General features: G+C 76.9%; 11 protein-coding genes and 3 pseudogenes. 8 read left to right on the forward strand and 6 right to left on the reverse strand.

From position 1 onward, the window contains the following. Positions 1 to 4: 4 nt before the first annotated feature. A pseudogene (locus VSR01_RS01415) lies at positions 5 to 1160 on the forward strand (ROK family protein). 244 nt (positions 1161 to 1404) lie between these two features. Here VSR01_RS01415 and VSR01_RS01420 read toward each other — a convergent pair. Continuing rightward, on the reverse strand, positions 1405 to 2169 hold the full coding sequence (locus VSR01_RS01420; RefSeq protein WP_326447462.1) for a GntR family transcriptional regulator: 765 nt from the start codon (positions 2167 to 2169) through the stop codon (positions 1405 to 1407). Positions 2170 to 2491: 322 nt separating this feature from the next. Between VSR01_RS01420 and VSR01_RS01425 the strand changes: the two genes are divergently transcribed. Beyond that, positions 2492 to 3250, forward strand: coding sequence for an SDR family oxidoreductase (locus tag VSR01_RS01425; protein WP_326447463.1), 759 nt, complete (start codon positions 2492 to 2494; stop codon positions 3248 to 3250). 231 nt (positions 3251 to 3481) lie between these two features. After that, a complete protein-coding gene (locus VSR01_RS01430) occupies positions 3482 to 4942 on the forward strand; it encodes an NCS2 family permease (protein WP_326447464.1) in 1461 nt (486 codons plus the stop codon). A gap of 218 nt (positions 4943 to 5160) precedes the next feature. Here the strand turns inward: VSR01_RS01430 and VSR01_RS01435 are convergent. Next, a pseudogene (locus VSR01_RS01435) lies at positions 5161 to 6132 on the reverse strand (DMT family transporter); the annotation flags it as partial. Positions 6133 to 6180: 48 nt separating this feature from the next. Between VSR01_RS01435 and pdxR the strand changes: the two are divergent. Both pdxR and VSR01_RS01445 read left to right on the forward strand, forming a co-directional pair. After that, a pseudogene (pdxR, locus tag VSR01_RS01440) lies at positions 6181 to 7786 on the forward strand (MocR-like pyridoxine biosynthesis transcription factor PdxR). A gap of 89 nt (positions 7787 to 7875) precedes the next feature. Further along, a complete protein-coding gene (locus VSR01_RS01445) occupies positions 7876 to 9450 on the forward strand; it encodes a GNAT family N-acetyltransferase (protein ID WP_326447465.1) in 1575 nt (524 codons plus the stop codon). Between the two features lie 109 nt (positions 9451 to 9559). Here VSR01_RS01445 and VSR01_RS01450 read toward each other — a convergent pair whose 3' ends face one another. After that, positions 9560 to 10798, reverse strand: a complete 1239-nt coding sequence (locus tag VSR01_RS01450; RefSeq protein ID WP_326447466.1) for a trans-sulfuration enzyme family protein — start codon at positions 10796 to 10798, stop codon at positions 9560 to 9562. A 60-nt stretch (positions 10799 to 10858) separates the two neighbouring features. Here VSR01_RS01450 and VSR01_RS01455 point away from each other — a divergent pair, with 60 nt between their 5' ends. The 3 genes from VSR01_RS01455 to VSR01_RS01465 all read left to right on the forward strand — a co-directional run bounded on the left by VSR01_RS01455 (position 10859) and on the right by VSR01_RS01465 (position 13769). Then, positions 10859 to 11362 (forward strand): Lrp/AsnC family transcriptional regulator, encoded by a 504-nt coding sequence (locus VSR01_RS01455; protein WP_326447467.1) that lies wholly within the window; start codon positions 10859 to 10861, stop codon positions 11360 to 11362. 57 nt (positions 11363 to 11419) lie between these two features. Beyond that, positions 11420 to 13108, forward strand: coding sequence for a DUF885 domain-containing protein (locus tag VSR01_RS01460; RefSeq protein WP_326447468.1), 1689 nt, complete (start codon positions 11420 to 11422; stop codon positions 13106 to 13108). Positions 13109 to 13244: 136 nt separating this feature from the next. Beyond that, positions 13245 to 13769, forward strand: coding sequence for a GNAT family N-acetyltransferase (locus tag VSR01_RS01465; RefSeq protein ID WP_326447469.1), 525 nt, complete (start codon positions 13245 to 13247; stop codon positions 13767 to 13769). A gap of 71 nt (positions 13770 to 13840) precedes the next feature. Here VSR01_RS01465 and VSR01_RS01470 read toward each other — a convergent pair whose 3' ends face one another. From VSR01_RS01470 to VSR01_RS01480, 3 genes are all read right to left on the reverse strand, one after another. After that, positions 13841 to 17500, reverse strand: a complete 3660-nt coding sequence (locus VSR01_RS01470; protein WP_326447470.1) for an AAA family ATPase — start codon at positions 17498 to 17500, stop codon at positions 13841 to 13843. Between the two features lie 58 nt (positions 17501 to 17558). Continuing rightward, positions 17559 to 18872, reverse strand: a complete 1314-nt coding sequence (locus VSR01_RS01475; protein WP_326447471.1) for an exonuclease SbcCD subunit D — start codon at positions 18870 to 18872, stop codon at positions 17559 to 17561. A gap of 102 nt (positions 18873 to 18974) precedes the next feature. Further along, on the reverse strand, positions 18975 to 19616 hold the full coding sequence (locus VSR01_RS01480) for a YigZ family protein (protein WP_326447472.1): 642 nt from the start codon (positions 19614 to 19616) through the stop codon (positions 18975 to 18977). Positions 19617 to 19666: the final 50 nt, after the last annotated feature.

Genomic DNA, 19666 nt, shown 5'->3' on the forward strand with positions numbered 1-19666 from the left:
CACCTTGGGGCGACTCACCGGCGGGGACCCCTCCCTGCTCCGGCGGATCAATTCCGCGGTCGTCCTCCACGCGCTGCGCGGAGCGCAGACCCCTACCCTCACCGAGTTGGTGCGCGACACCGGCCTGTCCCGGCCGACCGTCGAGGGCGTGATCGAGGGCCTGACCGAGTCCCGCCTGGTGGTGGAGGCCGCGCCCGAGCCCGGCGACGCGCGCAAGCAGGGCCTGGCCTCGCCGGTTCCGCTTCCACGCCGAGGCCGGGCACCTGCTGGGCATCGAGATCGGCGCCCACCAGGTGCGGGTGGTGCTCTCCGACCTCAGCGGCCGGCTGCTGGACTCCCACGTGCACGCGGTGGACGAGGCGGCGCCGGCCGACGACCGCATCGAACGCGTCCGCGGCACCGTCGCCGAGCTGCTGCGCAAGGCGGGGGTGGCGCGCAGCACCCTGTGGGCGGTGGGCGTGGGCAGCCCCGGCATCGTCGAGGCGCACGGCGAGGTACGGCTGAGCACGGCCCTGCCGGGCTGGACCGGGCTGCCGCTCGGCGAGCGGCTGCAGCGCTCCTTCCGATGTCCGGTGCTGGTGGAGAACGACGCGAACGTGGCCGCGGTCGCCGAGCACTGGAAGGGCGTCGCGGTCGGCACGGACGACGTGGTGTTCGTGCTCGCCGGGCTGAGTCCCGGCGCCGGCTCGCTGATCGGCGGGCGGCTGCACCGCGGCTTCGGCGGCGCGGCCGGGGAGATCGGCGCGCTGCACCTGCTGGGCCGCGAGGTGACCCCCGAGTATCTGCTGTCCACCACTGGCGAGCCGCTGCACCCGCTGGACGAGCCCGCCGTGGAGCGGGTGTTCGCGCTGGCCCGGGAGGGCGACGTGCAGGCCAAGGACGCGGTGGAGCGCTTCCTGCGGCGTCTGGTGCACGACGTGGCGGCTTTGGTCCTGGCGATCGACCCCGAGCTGGTGGTGATCGGCGGCTGGGCGGCGGGGCTCGACGGGGTGCTCGACCCGCTGCGCTCGGAGCTGGCCCGCTACTGCCTGCGCCCGCCGAACGTGGTGCTCTCCGCACTCGGCCAGGAGGCGATCGCCACGGGCGCGCTGAAGCTGGCGCTGGACCACGTCGAGGAGCAGCTCTTCGCCGTCGAGCAGACGTCGCTGGCCCGGCCCTGAGCCCTCGCCGCGGGCCCGGCCCGGCGCGGGGGCGACGCGGGAGGGGGACCTTGCGGCCGTGGGCGCGGGCGGCGGTTCGGAGCACGGCGATCGACACGACGCGGCACGGCGAGCACCTGGCACGGCGAGCACCCGGCGCGGCGCGCGCCCGGCACGGCGACGGGTCCGCTCCGGCGTGCGGAGCGGACCCGTGGCCCGTCGACAGGAGGCGGCGGCGACGCGTCGCAGGAGCCGGCGGCGGGCGTCAGGACGCCTGGCGGTCCTCGTCGGACGCGTGGTGGGTGACCTCCATCGCGCCCGAGTCGCCGAACGTCAGCCGGCAGGTGTCGGCGCGGTAGGTGGCCACGGACGCGGCGGCGACCCGGCCCTCGGCGACATAGCGGGTGGTGACGACCAGGACCGGGGCCCCGGGCAGCCGGTCGAGCTGGCGGGCGTCCTCCGCGCGGGCCGAGCCCAGCTCGACCGAGCGGTCCTCGCCCTCCAGCCGCAGGGCGTGCAGTGCACGCAGCACGGCGGGCGCGTGGGCGGCCGGGGTGAGCATCGGGGACAGGCCCGGCACCGAGGACTGCGGCACGTACAGCAGCTCGGTGGCGACCTGCTGGCCCTGGACGGTCCGCTCGCGGCGGATGGTGTGGACGGTCTCCTCCGGTCCGGTGCCCAGCAGCGCGGCGAGCGGCGCGGGGGCCGCGGCCTCGACGCAGCCGACGGTGCGCCAGGCGTCCGGGCCCGCGCCGGGCCACTGCCCCGCGGACGGGCCGACCGCCACGCCGATGCGCGGCGGTGCCACGGTGGTGCCGACGCCGCGCCGGCGCTGCAGCCGGCCCTCCAGCTCCAGCTGCTCCAGCGCCTGGCGGAGCGTGGCCCGCGCGACGCCGAAACGGGCGGCGAGGTCGCGCTCGTTCGGAAGGATCTCGCCGACCTCGAACTCCGAGTCGAGGGCGTCGTTCAGCACCGTCTTGAGGTGCCAGTACTTCGGCTCCTGCACCGATTCGAGCTGCGTGGTCCCCACCCTGTCCTCGCAATCACCGTGGCCGCGTCCGAGCCGGGCCGGCCTGTCCCCGGCTTGTTAAGCCTTGTTTAGGAACCTCTGTTTATTAAAGGTTCTTGCACTACTGGACGATAGAGCCGGGTCGCGAAGTTGGTCAAGACCAATCCTCGATTCCCGCCCATGCCGACCGGAACCGGATACATGCGACGTTCATGCAATGTTGACGGAGTGCTGCGATAGCGTTCGTGATCTCCGTGGGATTCCGGCCACGGACGGTCACACCGCGCGCACGGCGGGATCAGGGCGCGGCGCACACACGGGCACGGCGGGAGGGGCAGGGTCGATGGACGGTGCGGCGGCGCAGGTCACGGTGGTCACGGGCGGCAGCCGGGGCATCGGCGCGGCAGTCGCGGTGCGGCTCGCGGCGGCCGGCCACCGGGTCGGCATCGGCTACGAGCGGGCCCGCGAGGCGGCCGACTCGGTGGCCGCGCGGGTCCGCGAGGCGGGCGGCCAGGCGCTGGTCCACCAGGTCGACACCCGCGACGAGGACGGCGTGGACGCCTTCTTCGAGGCGGTGGCGCGCGACCTCGGCCCGGTCACCGGGCTGGTCAACAACGCGGGCGTCACCGGTCCGCTGGGCCGTTTCGCGCAGACGCCGGTGGAGGTCATGCGCCGGGTGGTGGACGTCAACGTGATGGGCGCGATGATCTGCGCCCGGCGCGCGGTGCTGGCCATGTCCACCCGGCACGGCGGCGCGGGCGGCGCGATCGTGAACATCTCCTCGGGCGGCGCGACGCTCGGCAGCCCCGGCGAGTACGTCCACTACGCGGCGAGCAAGGCGGCGGTCGACGCGATGACGGTGGGCCTGTCCAAGGAGCTGGCGCAGGAGGGCGTGCGGGTCAACTCGGTGCAGCCCGGCATGGTCGTCACCGACATCCACGCGGCGATGGGCGACCCGCAGCGGCCGTGGCGGGCCGCGGACCGCATCCCGATGCGGCGGCCGGGCGAGCCGGAGGAGGTCGCCGCCGCGGTGGCGTGGCTGCTGTCGCCGGAGGCGTCGTACACCACCGGCGCGGTGCTGCGGGTGGCCGGCGGGATGTGACGCCCTCCCGGCCCGGCCGGTCCCGCTCCGGACCGGGCCGGTCGGGGACGGCCGGTCGGGGAGGGCCGGTCACCGGCGACGCCGCGGGTGTTGACCTGAGCATGGCCGAAACCCGACGGTGATACGGGGTAACGCCGGTGAAACCCGTGAGCGTTCGGGCGCGGGCACAATCCGTGTGCCCCGCGAGTCCCGTGCCGCCGGGTGTCACCCGGTCCCGCCCAGAGGAGCACCATGCCGGAATCCGTCGTGGACGCCGTCCGCCCCGCGTCCGCACCGCCGCCCGGAAACAACGCCGTCGACCGCTGGTTCAGGATCAGCGAGCGCGGCTCGACCCCCGGACGGGAGGTCAGGGGCGGCGTCGCGACCTTCTTCACCATGGCGTACATCCTGGTGCTGAACCCGATCATCCTCGGCGGCGCGACGGACAAGTACCACCACCACCTGTCCACGGCCCAACTGCTCACCGCTACCGCCCTGGTGGCGGCCGTGATGACGGTGATCATGGGCGTCGGCGGCAATCTGCCGCTGGCGATCGCCGCCGGGCTCGGGCTCAACGCGGTGGTCGCCTTCCAGCTCGCGCCGAAGATGAGCTGGCCGGACGCGATGGGCCTGGTGGTCCTGGAGGGGCTGCTGATCTGCGTCCTGGTGGTGACCGGGCTGCGCGAGGCGATCATGAACGCCATCCCGCAGGCCATCAAGCAGGCGATCAGCGTGGGCATCGGCCTGTTCATCGCCTTCATCGGCTTCATCGACGCCGGCTTCGCCACCCGGATACCCGACGCCGCCGACACCACCGTGCCCGTGCAGCTCGGTGGCACCGGGACCCTCGCCGGCTGGCCGGTACTGGTGTTCTGCCTCGGTGTGCTGCTGACGGTGGCGCTGGTCGCGCGGCGGGTCAGGGGCGCGATCCTGATCAGCATCGTCACGATGACGGTGGTCGCGATCGTCATCAACGAGATCGCCGACGTGCCGGACCGGGCCTGGGGCCTGACCGTGCCGAAGATGCCGCACGACGTCGTCGCCACCCCGGACTTCGGGCTCGTCGGCCACTTCAGCCTCTTCGGCGGCTTCTCCGCGGCCGGCGGCGTGACCGCGTCGCTGTTCGTCTTCACCCTGGTGCTCTCGGACTTCTTCGACGCGATGGGCACGATCGTCGGCATCTCCAACGAGGCCGGGCTGCTCGACGCGAAGGGCCGGGTGCCCAATATCGGGCGGGTGCTCTTCATCGACGGCGCCGCCGCCGTGGCGGGCGGCGCGGCCTCCTGCTCCTCCAACACCGCCTATGTGGAGTCCGCGGCGGGGGTCGGCGAGGGCGCGCGCACCGGGCTGGCCAGCGTGGTGACCGGCGCGCTCTTCGCGGTCGCGCTGTTCCTGTCGCCGCTGGCCGGCGTGGTGCCCTCGCAGGCCGCCGCGCCCGCGCTGGTCGCTGTCGGTTTCCTGCTGATGGCCCAGGTCAGGAACATCGACTGGACGCAGTACGACATCGGCATCCCGGCCTTCCTGACCATCGCCGTGATGCCCTTCACCTACAGCATCACCAACGGGATCGGCGCCGGCTTCCTGTCGTTCGTGGCCATCAAGCTGGTGCTCGGCAGGTGGCGCGACGTGCACCCGCTGGTGTGGGGCGTGTCCTTGTGCTTCCTGGTGTACTTCGCGATCGACCCGGTGCAGCAGGTGCTCGGCGCGAAGTAGCACGGCCGCGGCGCCCGTCCGCGCGGCTCCGCCGCCCGGCGACCGCGAGAGGAGGGGAGCCGCGGTCCGCCGGACGGTCCGGGCGCCCCGACCGGGACGGGGGCGCCCGGTCGGGGCAGTTGGCCGGACCGGCGCACCGCACCGGCCCGTACTGTCACAACTCCCCGCAACCCGGCGGAGTTCCCCGCCCTGCCGGAAGATTCACGCGGGATTCCGCACCCGGCGCCGGCCCGGCGTGGACGGGCACGGACGCCGCGCCGAAGCGGGACTCGTCCCGCCGGCCGGACGCGGCGCCGGGTCCGGCCCGGCGCCGCGGGTCGCGCGCGGGCCGGGCGCAGCGCGCCCGAGCCGATCGCCACGCCCGCCGCGACCAGGGCGCTGCCCGCGAGCCGGCCGGGCCCGTACGTGCCGACCGAGACCAGCGGCGCGGTGAGCGCCGCGGACACCGGGATGAGCCCGGAAAAAAGCGTGGCGCGCTCCGCGCCCAGCCGCTGCATGCCCGCGTACCAGCACACGAAGCCGACCACCGTCACGACGACCGCCTGCCAGCCCAGCGCGAGCCACTCGCGGCCCGCGGGCACGCGGAAGCCGTCGCCCGCCACGGCCAGGACCGTCGCCTCGGCCGCGGCCAGCCCGGTCACGCATGTCGACAACAGCAGCGGGCCCAGCGGCCGGACCACCGGCGCGGCCAGCAGCGCGAACCCGACCTCGCCGGCGAGCGCCAGCACCGACCAGCACAGTCCCGCCCGGTCGGCGCCGCCCCAGCCCTGCACCACGAAGGCGCCCGCGGCCACCAGCACCGCGCCGGAGCCGACCCCCGCGGCCGGGCGGCGGCCCACCGCCAGCGGGACGAGCACCGCCACCACGACCGGCGCGCAGCCGACCAGCACGCCCGGCACGGCCGGTTCCGCGGTCCGCTCGGCGGCCAGCACCGCGAGGTTGAACCCCACCATGCCGACCGCCGCGGTCGCCGCGGTCAGCGCCCACTGCCGCGCGGTCAGCCGCCGCAGCCGCTCCCCCGCGCCGCGCCGGGCGAGCGGCGCGAGCAGGACGAACGCGGCGCCGTACCGCAGCGCCTGGCCGCCGGCGTGCGGGTAGCCGACGAGCGCGCCGTTCGCGGTGAAGGAGGCGCCGACCAGGACGCAGGCGAGCGCGGCGAGCAGCGCGCCGGTGCGGAGGGAGGGGTTCATGCCGATGACGCTACGGTCGGCGACCGGTCCGGTTTAAGGTCCATTTCCATGGCAGGCAAGAGGACCACTTCACCGGACCGCGGGAGCCCGGCGGACGCCACGGACCCGCCGGACGCCGACCCGCCGGACGCCGACCCGGCGAGCGCCGACCCGCCGGACGCGATCGGCGCACCCGGCGCCGCGCGCCGCCCGGTCCGGTGGGCGCCCGCCTGGGAGGTGCTCGTCCCGGCCGACGCGCCGACGCGCGGGCGCGGGCGGGCGCTGCGCGAGGCGCTGCGGGAGGCCGTCAGGTCGGGGCGGCTGGCGGCGGGCACGGTGCTGCCGTCGAGCCGCGAACTCGCGGCGGATCTGGGGGTGTCGCGCGGCGTCGTCACCACCGCCTACGAACAGCTCATCGCCGAGGGGTACTTGACGGGACGTCAGGGATCGGGGACCCGGGTGGCGGACGCGGCGCCCGGGGCGGCGCTCCCGGCGGCCACGCCGTTCGCCGAGGACGACCGCGGCGGACCGCTGGACCTGCGGCCAGGGCTGCCGGACCTGTCGTTGTTCCCGCGCGCCGCCTGGTCGTCGGCGCACCGCCGGGTCGTCGCGCGACTGCCCCACCGGGCGTTCGGCTACCCGGACCCGCGCGGACTGCCCGCGCTGCGCGAGGCGCTGGCCGAACTGCTGTCCCGCAGGCGGGGAGTGGCCGCCGACCCCGACCACGTGGTGGTCACCTCGGGCGTGGCCCAGGCGCACACGCTGCTGGGCATGGTGCTGCGCGGCGCGGGCGAGCGGCGGATCGCCGTCGAGGACCCGGGGAGCCCCGAGCACCACGCGCTGTTCGGCCGGCCTCACCGCGGTCCCGGTCCCGCTCGACGGCGACGGCCCGGACCTGGCGGCGCTGGCCGCCGCCGGCGTGCGCGCGGCGGTGCTGACGCCCAGTCACCAGTTCCCGTCCGGCGTGGCGTTCACGGCGGCGCGCCGGGCCGGACTCCTCGCCTGGGCGCGGTCGGCCGGCGCGCTGCTGGTCGAGGACGACTACGACGGGGACTTCCGCTACGACCGGGCGCCGGTGGGCGCGCTGCAGGGACTCGCGCCGGCGCACGTCGCGTACACGGGTTCGGTGAGCAAGTCACTCGCTCCGGGGCTGCGGTTGGGCTGGATGGTCGCGCCGCCGGACGTCGCGGCGGAGGCGGCGGCGCGCAAGCGGACGATGGACCTGGGCAATCCCGTCACCGAGCAGGCGGTGCTCGCGGAGTTCGTCGCCGGCGGCCACTACGACCGCCAACTGCGGCGCTGTCAGCGGCTGTACCGGCAGCGCAGGGACGCCCTGGTGGCGGCGCTCGCCCGGTACCTGCCCGGCGCGCGGGTCGGCGGCGTCGCGGCGGGCCTGCACGCGATCGTGACGCTGCCGCCGTCCTGCGGTCCGCAGGACCGGCTGCTCGCCGCGGCGGGCGCGGCCGGCCTGCGCGTTCGCCCGTTGAGCGACTACCAGTCGGCCGCGGGGGACGCCGGCGGCCCGGGCGACGATGCGGGAGTGCGGCTCGTGGTGGGCTACGCTCACCTCGGCCCCGAAGCGCTGACCACCGCGGTGGCGGCGCTCGCAGCGGCCGCCGGGATGCCAGCGGCGCGAAGGACCGGCGGGGCACGGCCACTCGGGCAAATTGGTTGAAAGGGTAAGTTAACCGGGGAGATGGGCGCTTTACCCTCTGGTCACGGCACGTTCGTGATCACGCAACACGAACTGTGCATCGTAGGCGTATGCCTCACTTGTCCCCCGCACACCGCCACGAGCGCCGCCGCTGGGGTCGTGACCTGGCCCGGGCCGCCGCGCTCTGCACGGCCCTTGCGGCCGGCGACGTCGTGGCCGGCCTGGTGAACCACCGCGCGGACCGCGCCGTGCTGGTCCTCTCCTCGTCCCTCGCGCTGCTCCTCGCGGTGGCCGCCCGCATCGCGCGGCCGCTGCGCCGCGGCCCCGGGACCGGCGCGGCGAGTGGGCCGGCCGCCGTCCGCGACGCCGCGGAAGGCGCGGCGACGGAGCCCGGCGGCCTCGTCCCCGCCGACGGCGTCCGGCCCGCCGCCACCTCGCTGTGGCGGATGCGCACCACGGTCGCCGACGTCCCCGGCAGCCTGGGCCGCGTCTGCACCGCGCTGGCGGACCTCGGGGTGGACATCGTCACCCTCCAGACGCACCCGCTCGCCCAGGGCGCGGTGGACGAGTTCCTGCTGCGCGCGCCCGCCGGACTGCCGGACGGCGCGCTCGCGTTCGCCGTCACCGGCGCGGGCGGCGCGGACGTGTGGCTGGAGCGGGCCGACGCCCACGACCTGGTGGACACCCCCACGCGGATGCTCACGCTGGCCACCCGCACCGCCCTGGACCCGGCCGAACTGCCCCTCGCGCTGCGCGAGTTGCTCGGTCGCTGCGCGATCACCTCGGACCCCCGCCCGGAGCACCGGCGGGGCGGCGCGGGCGCGGACCCGGGCGTCGGCGCGTGGAAGGACGCCGGACCGCGGCCCGCGTCGTCCGCCGCGGCGGGCGACGCCGCCGACGGCGCACCGGAGACGGCCGACGCACTCACCGACGTACTGGAGGACACCGTGATGCGCCTGCGCGACCCCTCGGGCGGCACCATCACCGTACGGCGCGACCATCTGCCGTTCACGCCCACCGAGTTCGCCCGCGCCCGCGCGCTGGTCGAACTCGACGCCCGGCTCGGCGTGCGGACGCCGGAGCGCGAGGACGCGCTCACCCTGCCCGGCGGCGAGGAGACGTCGGTGCGCCGGGTGGGGCCGCAGGACCGGCCCGCTGCGCTCGCGCTGCACGAGCGCTGCTCCCCCGCGACGCTCGCCCGGCGCTACCACGGCCCGGTCGGCGACGCCGACCGCTACCTCGCGCACCTGCTCAGCCCGCGGTTCGGGCACTCGCTCGCCGTCGAGACCGCCTCGGGCCGGCTGGTCGCGCTCGGCCACCTGCTGTGGGACGGCGACGAGAGCGAGGTCGCGCTGCTGGTCGAGGACGAGTGGCAGGGCCGCGGCGTCGGCGGCGCGCTGCTGCGCAAGCTGGTCGAGACGGCCGCGCAGACCGGCCGCGACAGCGTCTACGCGGTCACGCGCTCGTCCAACACCGCGATGGTGGCCGCCATGCGCGCGCTCGGTCTGCCGCTGGACTACCAGGTGGAGGAGGGCACGCTGGTGATCACCGCGGCGCTGCCCGGGGCGGCGCGGGAGGACCGGGAGACGCATCGGCCGCCGCGCGTGGCGGGCGCCGCCGACGCCGAGGCCGCGGCCCGGCGGGCGGTCGAGGCGCTGCCCTGGATCTGCGGCGGCTCGCGCTGACCTTCCGGCGGCGGCCCGGGCCTTCCCGCCGACGGCGCGGCGGCTCCGGCACGTCGGCGGGCCGCCGCCATGCCGGTGCCGGACCGCGCCGAGGACGCCGCGTCCGCCGTCACCGGGCCCGCGGCTCCTCGCCCGCCCGCGCGCTCGCGGCGCGGCGCGCCGCGGGGACGTCCGCCACCGACTCCACCGACTCCACCGACGCCGCCAGCGCCGCGTCGAGGTCCCGCCACAAATCCTCCTCGTCCTCCAGGCCCACGGACATCCGCAGCAGCCGGTCGCCGACGCCGCCGCGCCGCCGGTCGTCCGCGCCGACGATGCGGTGGCTGATCGAGGCCGGGTGCTGGATCAGGGTGTCCACGCTGCCGAGGCTGACCGCCGGGGTGATCAGGCGGACCGCGCCGATCACCGCGTGCGGGTCGCCGCGCACCTCGAAGGCGATCATCGCGCCGCCGATCCGCGGGTAGTGCACGGCCGTGACCCTGGGGTCGCCGGTGAGGCGGGCCGCCAGCGCGGCTGCGGTCGCGGACGCGGCCCTGACCCGTACCGGCAGCGTGGCCAGGCCCCGCAGCAGCAGGTAGCCCGCGAGCGGGTGCAGCACGCCGCCGGTGGCGAAGCGGACCTGGCGCAGCGCGCGGGCGAACTCCTCGTCGCAGGCCACCACCCCGCCGAGCACGTCGCCGTGCCCGCCGAGGTACTTGGTGGCGCTGTGCAGCACGATCCGCGCCCCGCAGGCGGCGGGCCGCTGGAGGACCGGCGTGGCGAAGGTGTTGTCGACCAGCAGCGGCACGTCGCCGCAGGAGTACGCGACGGCGCGCAGGTCCACCTCGGCGAGCGTCGGGTTGGCCGGGGTCTCGACGACCACCAGGCCGGTGTCGGCGCGGATCGCGTCGGCGATGCCCGCCGGATCGGTCCAGGTGACGTCGGTGCCGAGCAGCCCGGCGGTCAGCAGGTGGTCGCTGCACCCGTAGAGCGGGCGCACCGCGACCACGTGCCGCAGTCCCCGCGCCGAGCGGGCCAGCAGGCAGGCGCTCAGCGCGGCCATGCCGCTGGCGAAGGCGACGGCGGCCTCGGTGCCCTCCAGGCGCGCCAGCGCGTCCTCGAACCGGGCGGTGGTCGGGTTGTCGAGCCGGCCGTAGACCGGCGGCCCGTCCGGACGCGCGCCGGTGGCGGCGAAGGCGTCCACCCGGGCGGCCTCGGCCCGGCTGTCCGCCGAGGGGTAGGTGGTGGACAGGTCGAGGGGCACGGCGTGCACGCCGAGCGCGGCGAGGTCCTCGCGGCCCGCGTGCACGGCCTCCGTGGCGAGCGCCCGATCGGGGCGCCCCGGGGTCACCTCTGGTCGTGTCTGCATGCCCGCCAGACTGAACGTGCGACGGGATCGGCGGGCGAAAGCCCGTGCTACGTTCGGCCGATGACCGATTCCGTCCTTCTCGATCCGGTGGATCTGGAGATCCTCCGGCTGCTGCAGAACGATGCACGGACCACCTACCGCGACCTCGCCGCGGCCGTCGGCGTGGCGCCGTCGACGTGTCTGGACCGGGTCGCCCGGCTGCGCCGCAGCGGTGTGATCCTCGGCCACGAGCTGCGGCTGGACCCGGCCAGGCTCGGCCGCGGCCTGCAGGCGCTGCTGCTGGTGCAGGTCCGGCCGCACCGCAGGGAGCTGATCGACCCGTTCGTGGAGCGGGTCAGGGCCCTGCCGGAGTCGCGCGCGCTGTTCCACCTCACCGGCCCCGACGACTATCTGGTGCACGTCGCGGTCACCGGCACCGCGGACCTCCAGCGGCTGGTGCTGGACGAGTTCACCTCGCGCCGTGAGGTGGCGCGGGTGGAGACCCGGCTGATCTTCCAGCAGTGGGAATGCGGCCCGCTGCTGCCGCCGCGGCCCCCCGCGGGAGCGGTTACGCGCGACGCGTAAGGCGCCGCCGCACTTATGGTGGTGACGCGGGGGCCCTGTCCGTATCAGGATGGCCGCATGTCCACTACCTCCGGCAGCGCGCTGCCCCGCCAGGTCGCCGACGCCTACGTCGACGACCTCGTCGCCCTCGACCCCATTCTCGGCACCTACCTCGGCGTGCCGGAGTCCTCCCGGCTGCTGCCGGACTTCTCTCCGGCCGGCGCCGACGCCCGCGCCGAGCTGGCCAGGGCCACGCTCGGCCTGCTGGCCGAGGCGCAGGCGCGGCCGGGCGGCGACAGCGACGCCGAGCGGCGCTGCGCCCGGCTGCTGCGCGAGCGGCTGACCGCCGAGCTGGCGGTGCACGACGCGGGCGAACACCTGCGCGCGGTGAGCAACATCGCCGACCCGTCGCACGCGATCCGCGAGGCGTTCACCCTGATGCCGGCGCAGTCCGCCGACGACTACGCCGACCTGGCCGCCCGGCTGCGCGCGGTCCCGGCCGCGCTGGACGGCTACCGCGCGTCGCTGGCCGAGGGCCTGGCCCGGGACCTGCCGGCCGGTCCCAAGCAGGTGGAGACCGTCGTCGGCCAGCTCACCGAGTGGACCGGCGGCGGGGGCGGCGCGAGCTGGTTCGCCGGGCTCGTCGCCGACGGCCCGCGGGAGCTGCGCGAGGAGCTGGACGCCGCCGCGGCGCAGGCCACCGCCGCGTACGCGGGCCTGCGCGACTGGCTGCGCGACACCTACGCGCCCCGGGTGGCCGGCGCCGCCGACACGGTGGGCCGCGAGCGGTACGCGCTGTGGGCGAGCTACTGGAACGGCGCCGACCTGGACCTGGACGAGGCCTACGCGTACGGCTGGTCGGAGTTCCACCGGCTGAGCGGGGAGATGGCGGCCGAGGCCGGCAAGATCCTTCCCGACGCCACGCCGTGGGAGGTGCTGCGGCACCTGGTCGACCACGGGCAGGCCGTCGAGGGGGTGGACGAGGTCAGGGACTGGCTGCAGGCCCTGATGGACGAGGCCGTGGAGGCGCTCGACGGCACGCACTTCGAACTCGCCGAGCGGGTCAAGCGGGTGGAGTCGAGGATCGCGCCGCCCGGAGGGGCCGCCGCGCCGTACTACACCGCGCCCTCGGAGGACTTCAGCCGCCCGGGCCGCACCTGGCTGCCGACGATGGGGCGCACCCGCTTCCCGATCTACGACCTGGTGTCCACGTGGTACCACGAGGGCGTGCCCGGCCATCACCTCCAGCTGGCGCAGTGGGCGCACGTCGCGGAGAACCTGTCCCGCTACCAGGCGACGGCGGGCATGGTCAGCGCCAACGCCGAGGGCTGGGCGCTGTACGCCGAGCGCCTGATGGACGAGCTGGGCTTCCTCACCGACCCCGAGCGGCGGCTGGGCTATCTCGACGCGCAGATGATGCGCGCGAACCGGGTGATCGTCGACATCGGCATGCACCTGGAGCTGGAGATCCCGGCGGACTCGCCGTTCCACCCCGGTGAGCGCTGGACGCCGGAGCTGGCGCGGGAGTTCTTCGGCGCGTACAGCGGCCGGCCGGCGGACTTCGTGGACAGCGAGCTGATCCGCTACCTCGGCATGCCCGGCCAGGCGATCGGCTACAAGCTGGGCGAGCGGGCCTGGCTGACCGGCCGGGCCGCGGCCCGCGCCGCGCACGGCGACGCCTTCGACCTCAAGGCGTGGCACATGGCCGCGCTGTCCCTGGGCTCGCTCGGCCTGGACGACCTGGTGGCAGAGATCTCGGCGCTGTGACCGCCGGACGCCGCCGGTTCCCCCGGCGCGGCGGTACGCCGCCCCCGGGGGAACCGGCGGTGCGTCCTTGCCGTTACCCTGCTGGTCCCGGGCTCGCGCCGGGCGCACTCCTGCGACGACAAGGCGGTACCCACCGATGACCCTGCACGCTTCCCACGACCGTGGACGGCTGGTGCTGACGCAGGGCCGGCTGGTCCTGCGCGAGCAGCTGCCGGAGGACGCCGCCCTGCTGTCCGACGGCAAGCCGGCGGCGCTGGCGTGGGTCGACGGCGTGCCCGGCGAGGGGACGGTGGGCGCGGCGATGATGACCGTCGCCGCGTCCAAGGCGGGGGTCTACCAGCCGGGCTGGGGACTGTTCGCGATCATCCGGGCCGAGGACGGCGTGGCGCTCGGCGGCGTGGGCTTCCACGGGCCGCCGGACCGCGGGGCGGTCGAGATCGGCTACGACCTGTCGGAGTCGGCCAGGGGCGCGGGCTGGGCGACCGACGCGGCGCGGGCGCTGTGCCAGTGGGCGCTGGCCCAGCCGCAGGTCATGGTGGTCCTCGCGACGACCGAGCCGGCCAACCGCCCGTCGCAGGCGGTGCTGGAGCGGGTGGGCTTCGAGCGCGTCGCCGACCGCGGCGAGCTGTGGGCGTACGAGCTGGTGACGATGCCCGAGTAGGGCGGCGCCGGGAGCGCGCGTTCCGGGGGTGCGCGCGATGGCGCGCGACGGGCGGCGCCCGGTCCCCGCCCTCAGCTCCTGGCGGCCCCGGTGCGCAGCCGGACCGTCGAGCCCTCGCGGCCCTTGGAGACGCGCAGTTGGACCGGGATGCGGTGCCGCAGGTCGGCGACGTGGCTGACGATGCCGACGGCCCGGTCGCGTTCCCGCAGCCCGTCGAGGACGTCGAGCACCTCGTCCAGGGTCTGGTCGTCCAGGCTGCCGAAGCCCTCGTCGATGAAGAGGGTGTCCAGGCGTGCGCCGCCGGCCGCCGCGCCGCCGTCGCCGGCCCCGCCGGCGCCCGGGGCGGCGCCGCCGGTCACCACGTCGGCCAGGCCGAGGGCGAGGGACAGGGAGGCGAAGAAGGTCTCGCCGCCGGAGAGCGTGGAGGTGTCGCGCTCGGTGCCGGTCCACGCGTCGACCACCTTCAGGCCGAGGCCGGAGCGGGCTCCCCGGCCGCCGCGGGCGTCGGAGTGGACGAGGGTGTAGCGGCCGGCCGACATCCGCTGCAGCCGCGCCCCGGCCGCGGCGGCGACCTCCTCCAGCCGTGCGGCCAGCACGTACGTCTCCAGTTCCATCCGGTAGCGGTTCTCCGCCGAGGTGCCGGCGGCCAGGTCGGACAGCCGCCGGAGGCGGGTGAACTCCTCGCGGGCGGGCCCGAGTTCGCGTAGCCGCGCGGCGGCCTGGGCGCCGAGCTCGTCGAGTTCGCGGCAGCGCGTCGCGGCGGCGGACTCCGCGGCGGAGGCGGCGCGCAGCAGGCGGCCCGCCTCGTCCAGGCGGGACTGCGCGAGGTCCGGCCGGGCCGGCGGCAGGTCGGCCGCCGCGGCGGGCTCCGGTGCGGCGAGGTCCGCCTCAAGCGCGGCCTCCTCCCTCGCCCACGCCTCCACCCGCCGTTGCGACTGCGCCGCCTGTTCGGCGGGAAGCAGCGCCGCCGCCGCGTCCGCGGGCGACGCGAAGCCGGCCCGGGAGGCCGCGTCGGCGAGCGCCGCCTCGGCCTCGGCCGCCCGCCGCGCGCAGCCGGCCCGCTCGCGCAGCGCGTCGACGGCCCGGTCGAGCGCGTCGATACGGGTGGCGAGGTGGGCGCGGTGGGCCGCGACGTCGGTGTGGCCGTCCAGCGAGCGGGCGAGTTCCGCGGTCGACGCGGCGTGCTGGTCGTCCAGTTCCTCGCGCCGGGAGGTCCGGGCGGCGGCCCGGCTGAGCGCGGCCTGCTGCTGGGCGCCGCGCCGGTCGCGTTCCTGTTCCGCCGCGGCGAGGGCGGCCCGGGCGGCCGCCACGTCCTCCGCGGCGCGGGCGACACGACGGTGTTCCCGCTCCAACCGGTCCTGCTCCGCCGCGAGTTCCGGGTACGCCGACGGGCCCGCGGCGGCGGTGGCCGCCTCCAGGGCGGCGCGCAGTCCGGCGGCCTCGCCGTGCGCCTGCTCGTAACGGTCCTGCTCGCGCCGGTAGTCGGCGTAGGCCGCCTCCTCGTCGGCGCGTCCGACCCGGCGGGCCGCAGGCCGGGCGGGGTCGGGGTGGTCCAGGGCGCCGCACACCCGGCACGGTTCGCCGTCGGCCAGCTGTTCGGCCAACTCCGCGGCGATACCGCTGATCCGGGCCTCCCGCAGGTCCTGCCACCTCTCGCGGGCGGTCGCGGCGCGGTCCCGCGCGTCGCGTGCCGCGTCCTGGGCGCGGGACACGCGGCCGGTGAGGCGGTCGCGTTCGGCCGCGGCCTCGGCGGCGCGGCGGGCGGCCTCGATCCTGGCCGGATAGCCGGCGGCGCGGGCGGCGGCCTCCATCCCGGCGTCGACCCGCTCGCGCAGCGCCTTCCGCGTGCCGGGCCAGGCGTCCAGCCATGCCTCGGCCTCGCGCACGGCCTCCTCGTCGGCGCGTTCCTCCCGCAGCAGCGCGGCCCGCCGTGCCTCGATGTCGGCGATCCGTCGCTCGGCCTCCGCCGCGCCGGCGAGCGCCCCGAGCCGCTCGCGCAACGCGCCTGCCCGCCGGGCGAGTTCCGCCGCGTCGGCGGTCTCCGGTGCGCCGTCTGCGGACCGGCCGCCGCCGTCCGCCGCGGCGCCGCGCTCCGGGCGGGGCCCGGGGACGGCGCCTTCGGCCGGCTGGGCGCCGGCCACGGGCGGGGGCAGGTGACCGGCGCCGGCGCTCCGGGCGTCACGGGCGCTCACGGTGCTACGGGGGCCCTCGGCGTCGCGGGCGTCCCCGGCGCCCACGGCGCTACGCGGGCTCTCAGCGTCGCGGGCGTCCCCGGCGCTCCGGACTGCGGCGACCCCGGCGCCGAGGCCGGCCGGGGCGTCCTGCGCCGCTCGTGCGCCCGGCAGGCCCTTCGGAGCAGCCGGCAGGTCCGGGCGGGTGTCGGCCGGGCGGGCATCGGAGGAGCGGGCGTCGGAGGAGCTGGTGTCGCCCGGCCACGTACCGGCCGTGGGCAGTTCCCCTTCTGCGGGCGCCCCCGCCGCCGCGCGCGCTGCCGTCGCCGCGGCTCCGGGCGGTTCCGGGGCGCCGGCCGCCGCCCGCGGTGGGGCGCTTCCCACGTCCCCGCCCGCGGCGGCGGCCGGAGCCGCACTCGCGACGGCGGGAGCGGGACGGTCGGTGGGTGCAGAGCGGTCGGCCGGCGTCAGGGCGGCCAGTGCGCGCGTCGCCGCCGACTCGGCCGCGGCCGACTGGGCGACGGCCCTGTCGCGCGCGGCGAGGGCCGGCGCGACGGTGGCGGCCCGGCGTGCGAGGTCGAGGGCGGCGCGGGTCGCCGCACGGGCCGGGGCCACCTCGGCGAGCGCCGCGGCCCGCGCGAGGGCGTCGTGGCGGCGCCGCTGGAGCGCGTCCAGGTCGCGGGCCTCGCTGAGCGCCGACACGGCGGCGGCATGGGCCGCTTCCGCCCGGGTGACGGCGGCTGCGGCGATCGCGTGGCGTTCGCGCGCCTCGCAGCGCAGCACCGCGGCCCACGCCGGCAGCGCGCCCGCGGGATCGGCCGCGTCCGAGGCGCCGGCGTTCGCTGCCGCGTCGACCCCGGCGGCCTCGAACGCGTCGGCCGCGGCGGACGCGTCGGGGCCGGCCGCCTGCCGCATCCTTGCTCGCAGCGCGCGCAACTCCTCGTCGCCCGCGGCGAGTTCCTGCGCGGCCTCCGCCTTGCGGTCGCGCAGCCAGTGCTCGACCGCCTGGAAGCGCCGGGTGTCGAAGAGCCGGCCGAGCAGCGCCGCGCGCGAGGCCGCGCCGGCCCGCAGGAAGTTCGCGAACTCGCCCTGCGGCAGCAGGACCACCTGGCAGAACTGCTCGCAGCTCATGCCGAGGAGTTGTGCGATCTCCTCGCCGATCTCCTGGTGCGACCTGGACAGCCCGCGCCACCGGCCGTCGACGCGCTCGCGCAGCAGCGTGACCGCCTTGTCCATCGTGGTGCCGCTGCCGCGCTTCTTCGCGCGCGGCTGCTCGGGACGCCGGGTGATCTCCAGCCGCCGCCCGCCGAGGGTGAGTTCGAGGACGACCTCGGTGGGATCGCCGGGCGCGGCGTGGTCGCTGCGCAGCCGGGTCGCGGGCCGGGCGCCGGGCACCTGGCCGTAGAGCGCGAAGCACACGCCGTCGAGCACCGAGGTCTTGCCCGCGCCGGTCGGTCCGTGCAGCAGGAAGAGCCCCGCGGCGGACAGTTCGTCGAAGTCGACGCTCTGCCGGGTCGCGAAGGGGCCGAACGCCGCGAGTTCGAGCCGGTGCAGCCGCATCAGCGGGCCTCCGTCCGCCAGGGCCCGGCCACGGCTGGGGCGTGCGCGCGGGGCCGGGTCACCGCGCCTCCGTCCGGGCCGCCTCGCCGCGCACGGCGTCGAACGCCCGCTGCAGCACGGCCCGTTCGCGGTCGTCGGCGGCGCTGCCCCGGACGTGGGCGACGAAGTCCTCGGCGATCTCGCGGTCGCCGCGCCCGCGCAGCCGCTGCGCGTAGGTGGCGGTCCGGCCGACGCCGGCGTCCGCGGGGTCGAAGGCGAGGCTGAGGATGTGCGGGAAGCGCTTGGCGAGCGCCGCCATCGGCTCGTAGGGGCGGAACGGGTCGGTGAGCGTCGCCTCGATCCAGGACCCGGTGTGGCGGTCGAGCGCCGGGTCGCCCAGGAGGTCGTCCAGCGTGCCGCGCAGTCGCGCCAGCGGCCGGGGCACGGGGGTGTCGAGGCGTTCGGCGGCCACGCCGCCGTCCGCGCCGAGGGTGACCAGCCACATGCTCTTGCGGTGGTGCTCCTCGGAGAACGAGTACGCCAGCGGGGAGCCGGAGTAGCGGACCCGGTCGCTGATGGTCTGGCAGCCGTGCAGGTGGCCGAGCGCGACGTAGTCGACGCCGTCGAAGAGCGCGGCGGGGACCGAGGCGACGCCGCCGACGGTGATGTCCCGCTCGCTGTCGCTGGGCGTGCCGCCGGTGACGAACGCGTGCGCGAGGACCACGCTGCGGGTGCCCGCGGGGCGGGTCGCGAGGTCGGCGCGGACGCGGTCCATCGCGGCGCCGAGCACGTAGGCGTGGTCGGCGCGCGGGCGTCCGTCGCGGGCGCGGGCGGGCGGGGAGTCGGCCGCCGCGGCGCCGGCGGTGTCCTCGCCGCCGGCGGGGCCGTGCGCCGCGGACGCGTCCGGCGCGCGCTCCCCGGCCGCGCGCTCCTCGCCCGCGGGCTCGTCGTCGGCGAACTCGTCCGCGGCGAACGCCTCGTGGGCCAGGGCCGGTTCGAGGTACGGCAGCCCGTAGACCGCCACGTCGCCGTGCTCGTCGGCGAGGACGACGGGCCGGTGGCAGGTGGCGGGGTCGGTGCGCAGGTGGATGCCGGCCCGGCCCATGAGCCCCGCGCCGACGCCGAGCCGGCGCGCGGAGTCGTGGTTCCCGGAGATCATCACGGTGGGCACGCCGAGTTCGGCGAGGCGGTGCAGGGTCTGGTCGAAGAGCTCGACGGCGGCCAGCGGCGGCACCGCGCGGTCGTAGACGTCGCCGGCCACGAGGACGGCGTCGACGCGCTCGCTGCCCGCGGTGGCGATCAGGTGGTCGAGGAACTCCCGTTGGGCGTCGAGCAGGTTCACCCGGTGGAAGGACCGCCCGAGATGCCAGTCCGAGGTGTGCAGGAAACGCATGATCCCCGAAGACTAGCGTCTGGGCGCCGGCGGGGTGCGGCGACCCGGCGGGTCGGGGGCGGTCGCCGGCGTCGGCGGCCCGGCGCCGGAGTCCGCGCCCGGTCAGGCGTCCGCGCGGACGTCCACGAAGGCGCTGCCGCGGACCTCCGCTGAGGCCGCGCCGGAGGTGGCGTCGGCGAGCCAGGCGCGGAAGGCGGGCACCTCGGCCTCGGGGACGCCGATGTGCAGGGTGACCGCAGCGCCGTAGCTGACGTCGCGGACGGTGTGTCCCGCGCCCCGCAGGTCGTTCTCGAGGCGGCCCGCGGTGGCGTGGTCGGCGGTGACGTCGAGCAGCGCGAGCCGGCGCCGCTCCAGTGTGCCGACGGCGTCGAGCGCGGCGGACACCGCGCCGCCGTAGGCCCGCGCGAGGCCGCCCGCGCCGAGCTGGACCCCGCCGTAGTAGCGGGTGACGACCGCGACGGTGTCGCGCACCTCCCGGCCGAGCAGCACCTGGAGCATCGGGGTGCCCGCGGTGCCGCCGGGCTCGCCGTCGTCGGAGGCGCGGTGCAGCCGACCCTCGGGCCCGATGACGTAGGCGAAGCAGTTGTGGGTGGCTCCCGGGTGCTGCTTGCGGACGGCGCGGACGAAGTCCTGCGCGGCCTCCTCGCCGTCCACCGGGGCCACCGCGCACAGGAAGCGGGAGCGCTTGATCTCGCTCTCGTGCAGGCCGGCGCGGGCCACGGTCAGATATCGGTCGACAACCACCCGTTCAGCCTAGTGCCGGGGGAATCCCGCGGCTCGGTCGGGCGTTCGAC

Source organism: Actinacidiphila sp. DG2A-62 (genome assembly GCF_035825295.1).
Classification (GTDB): Bacteria; Actinomycetota; Actinomycetes; order Streptomycetales; family Streptomycetaceae; genus Actinacidiphila.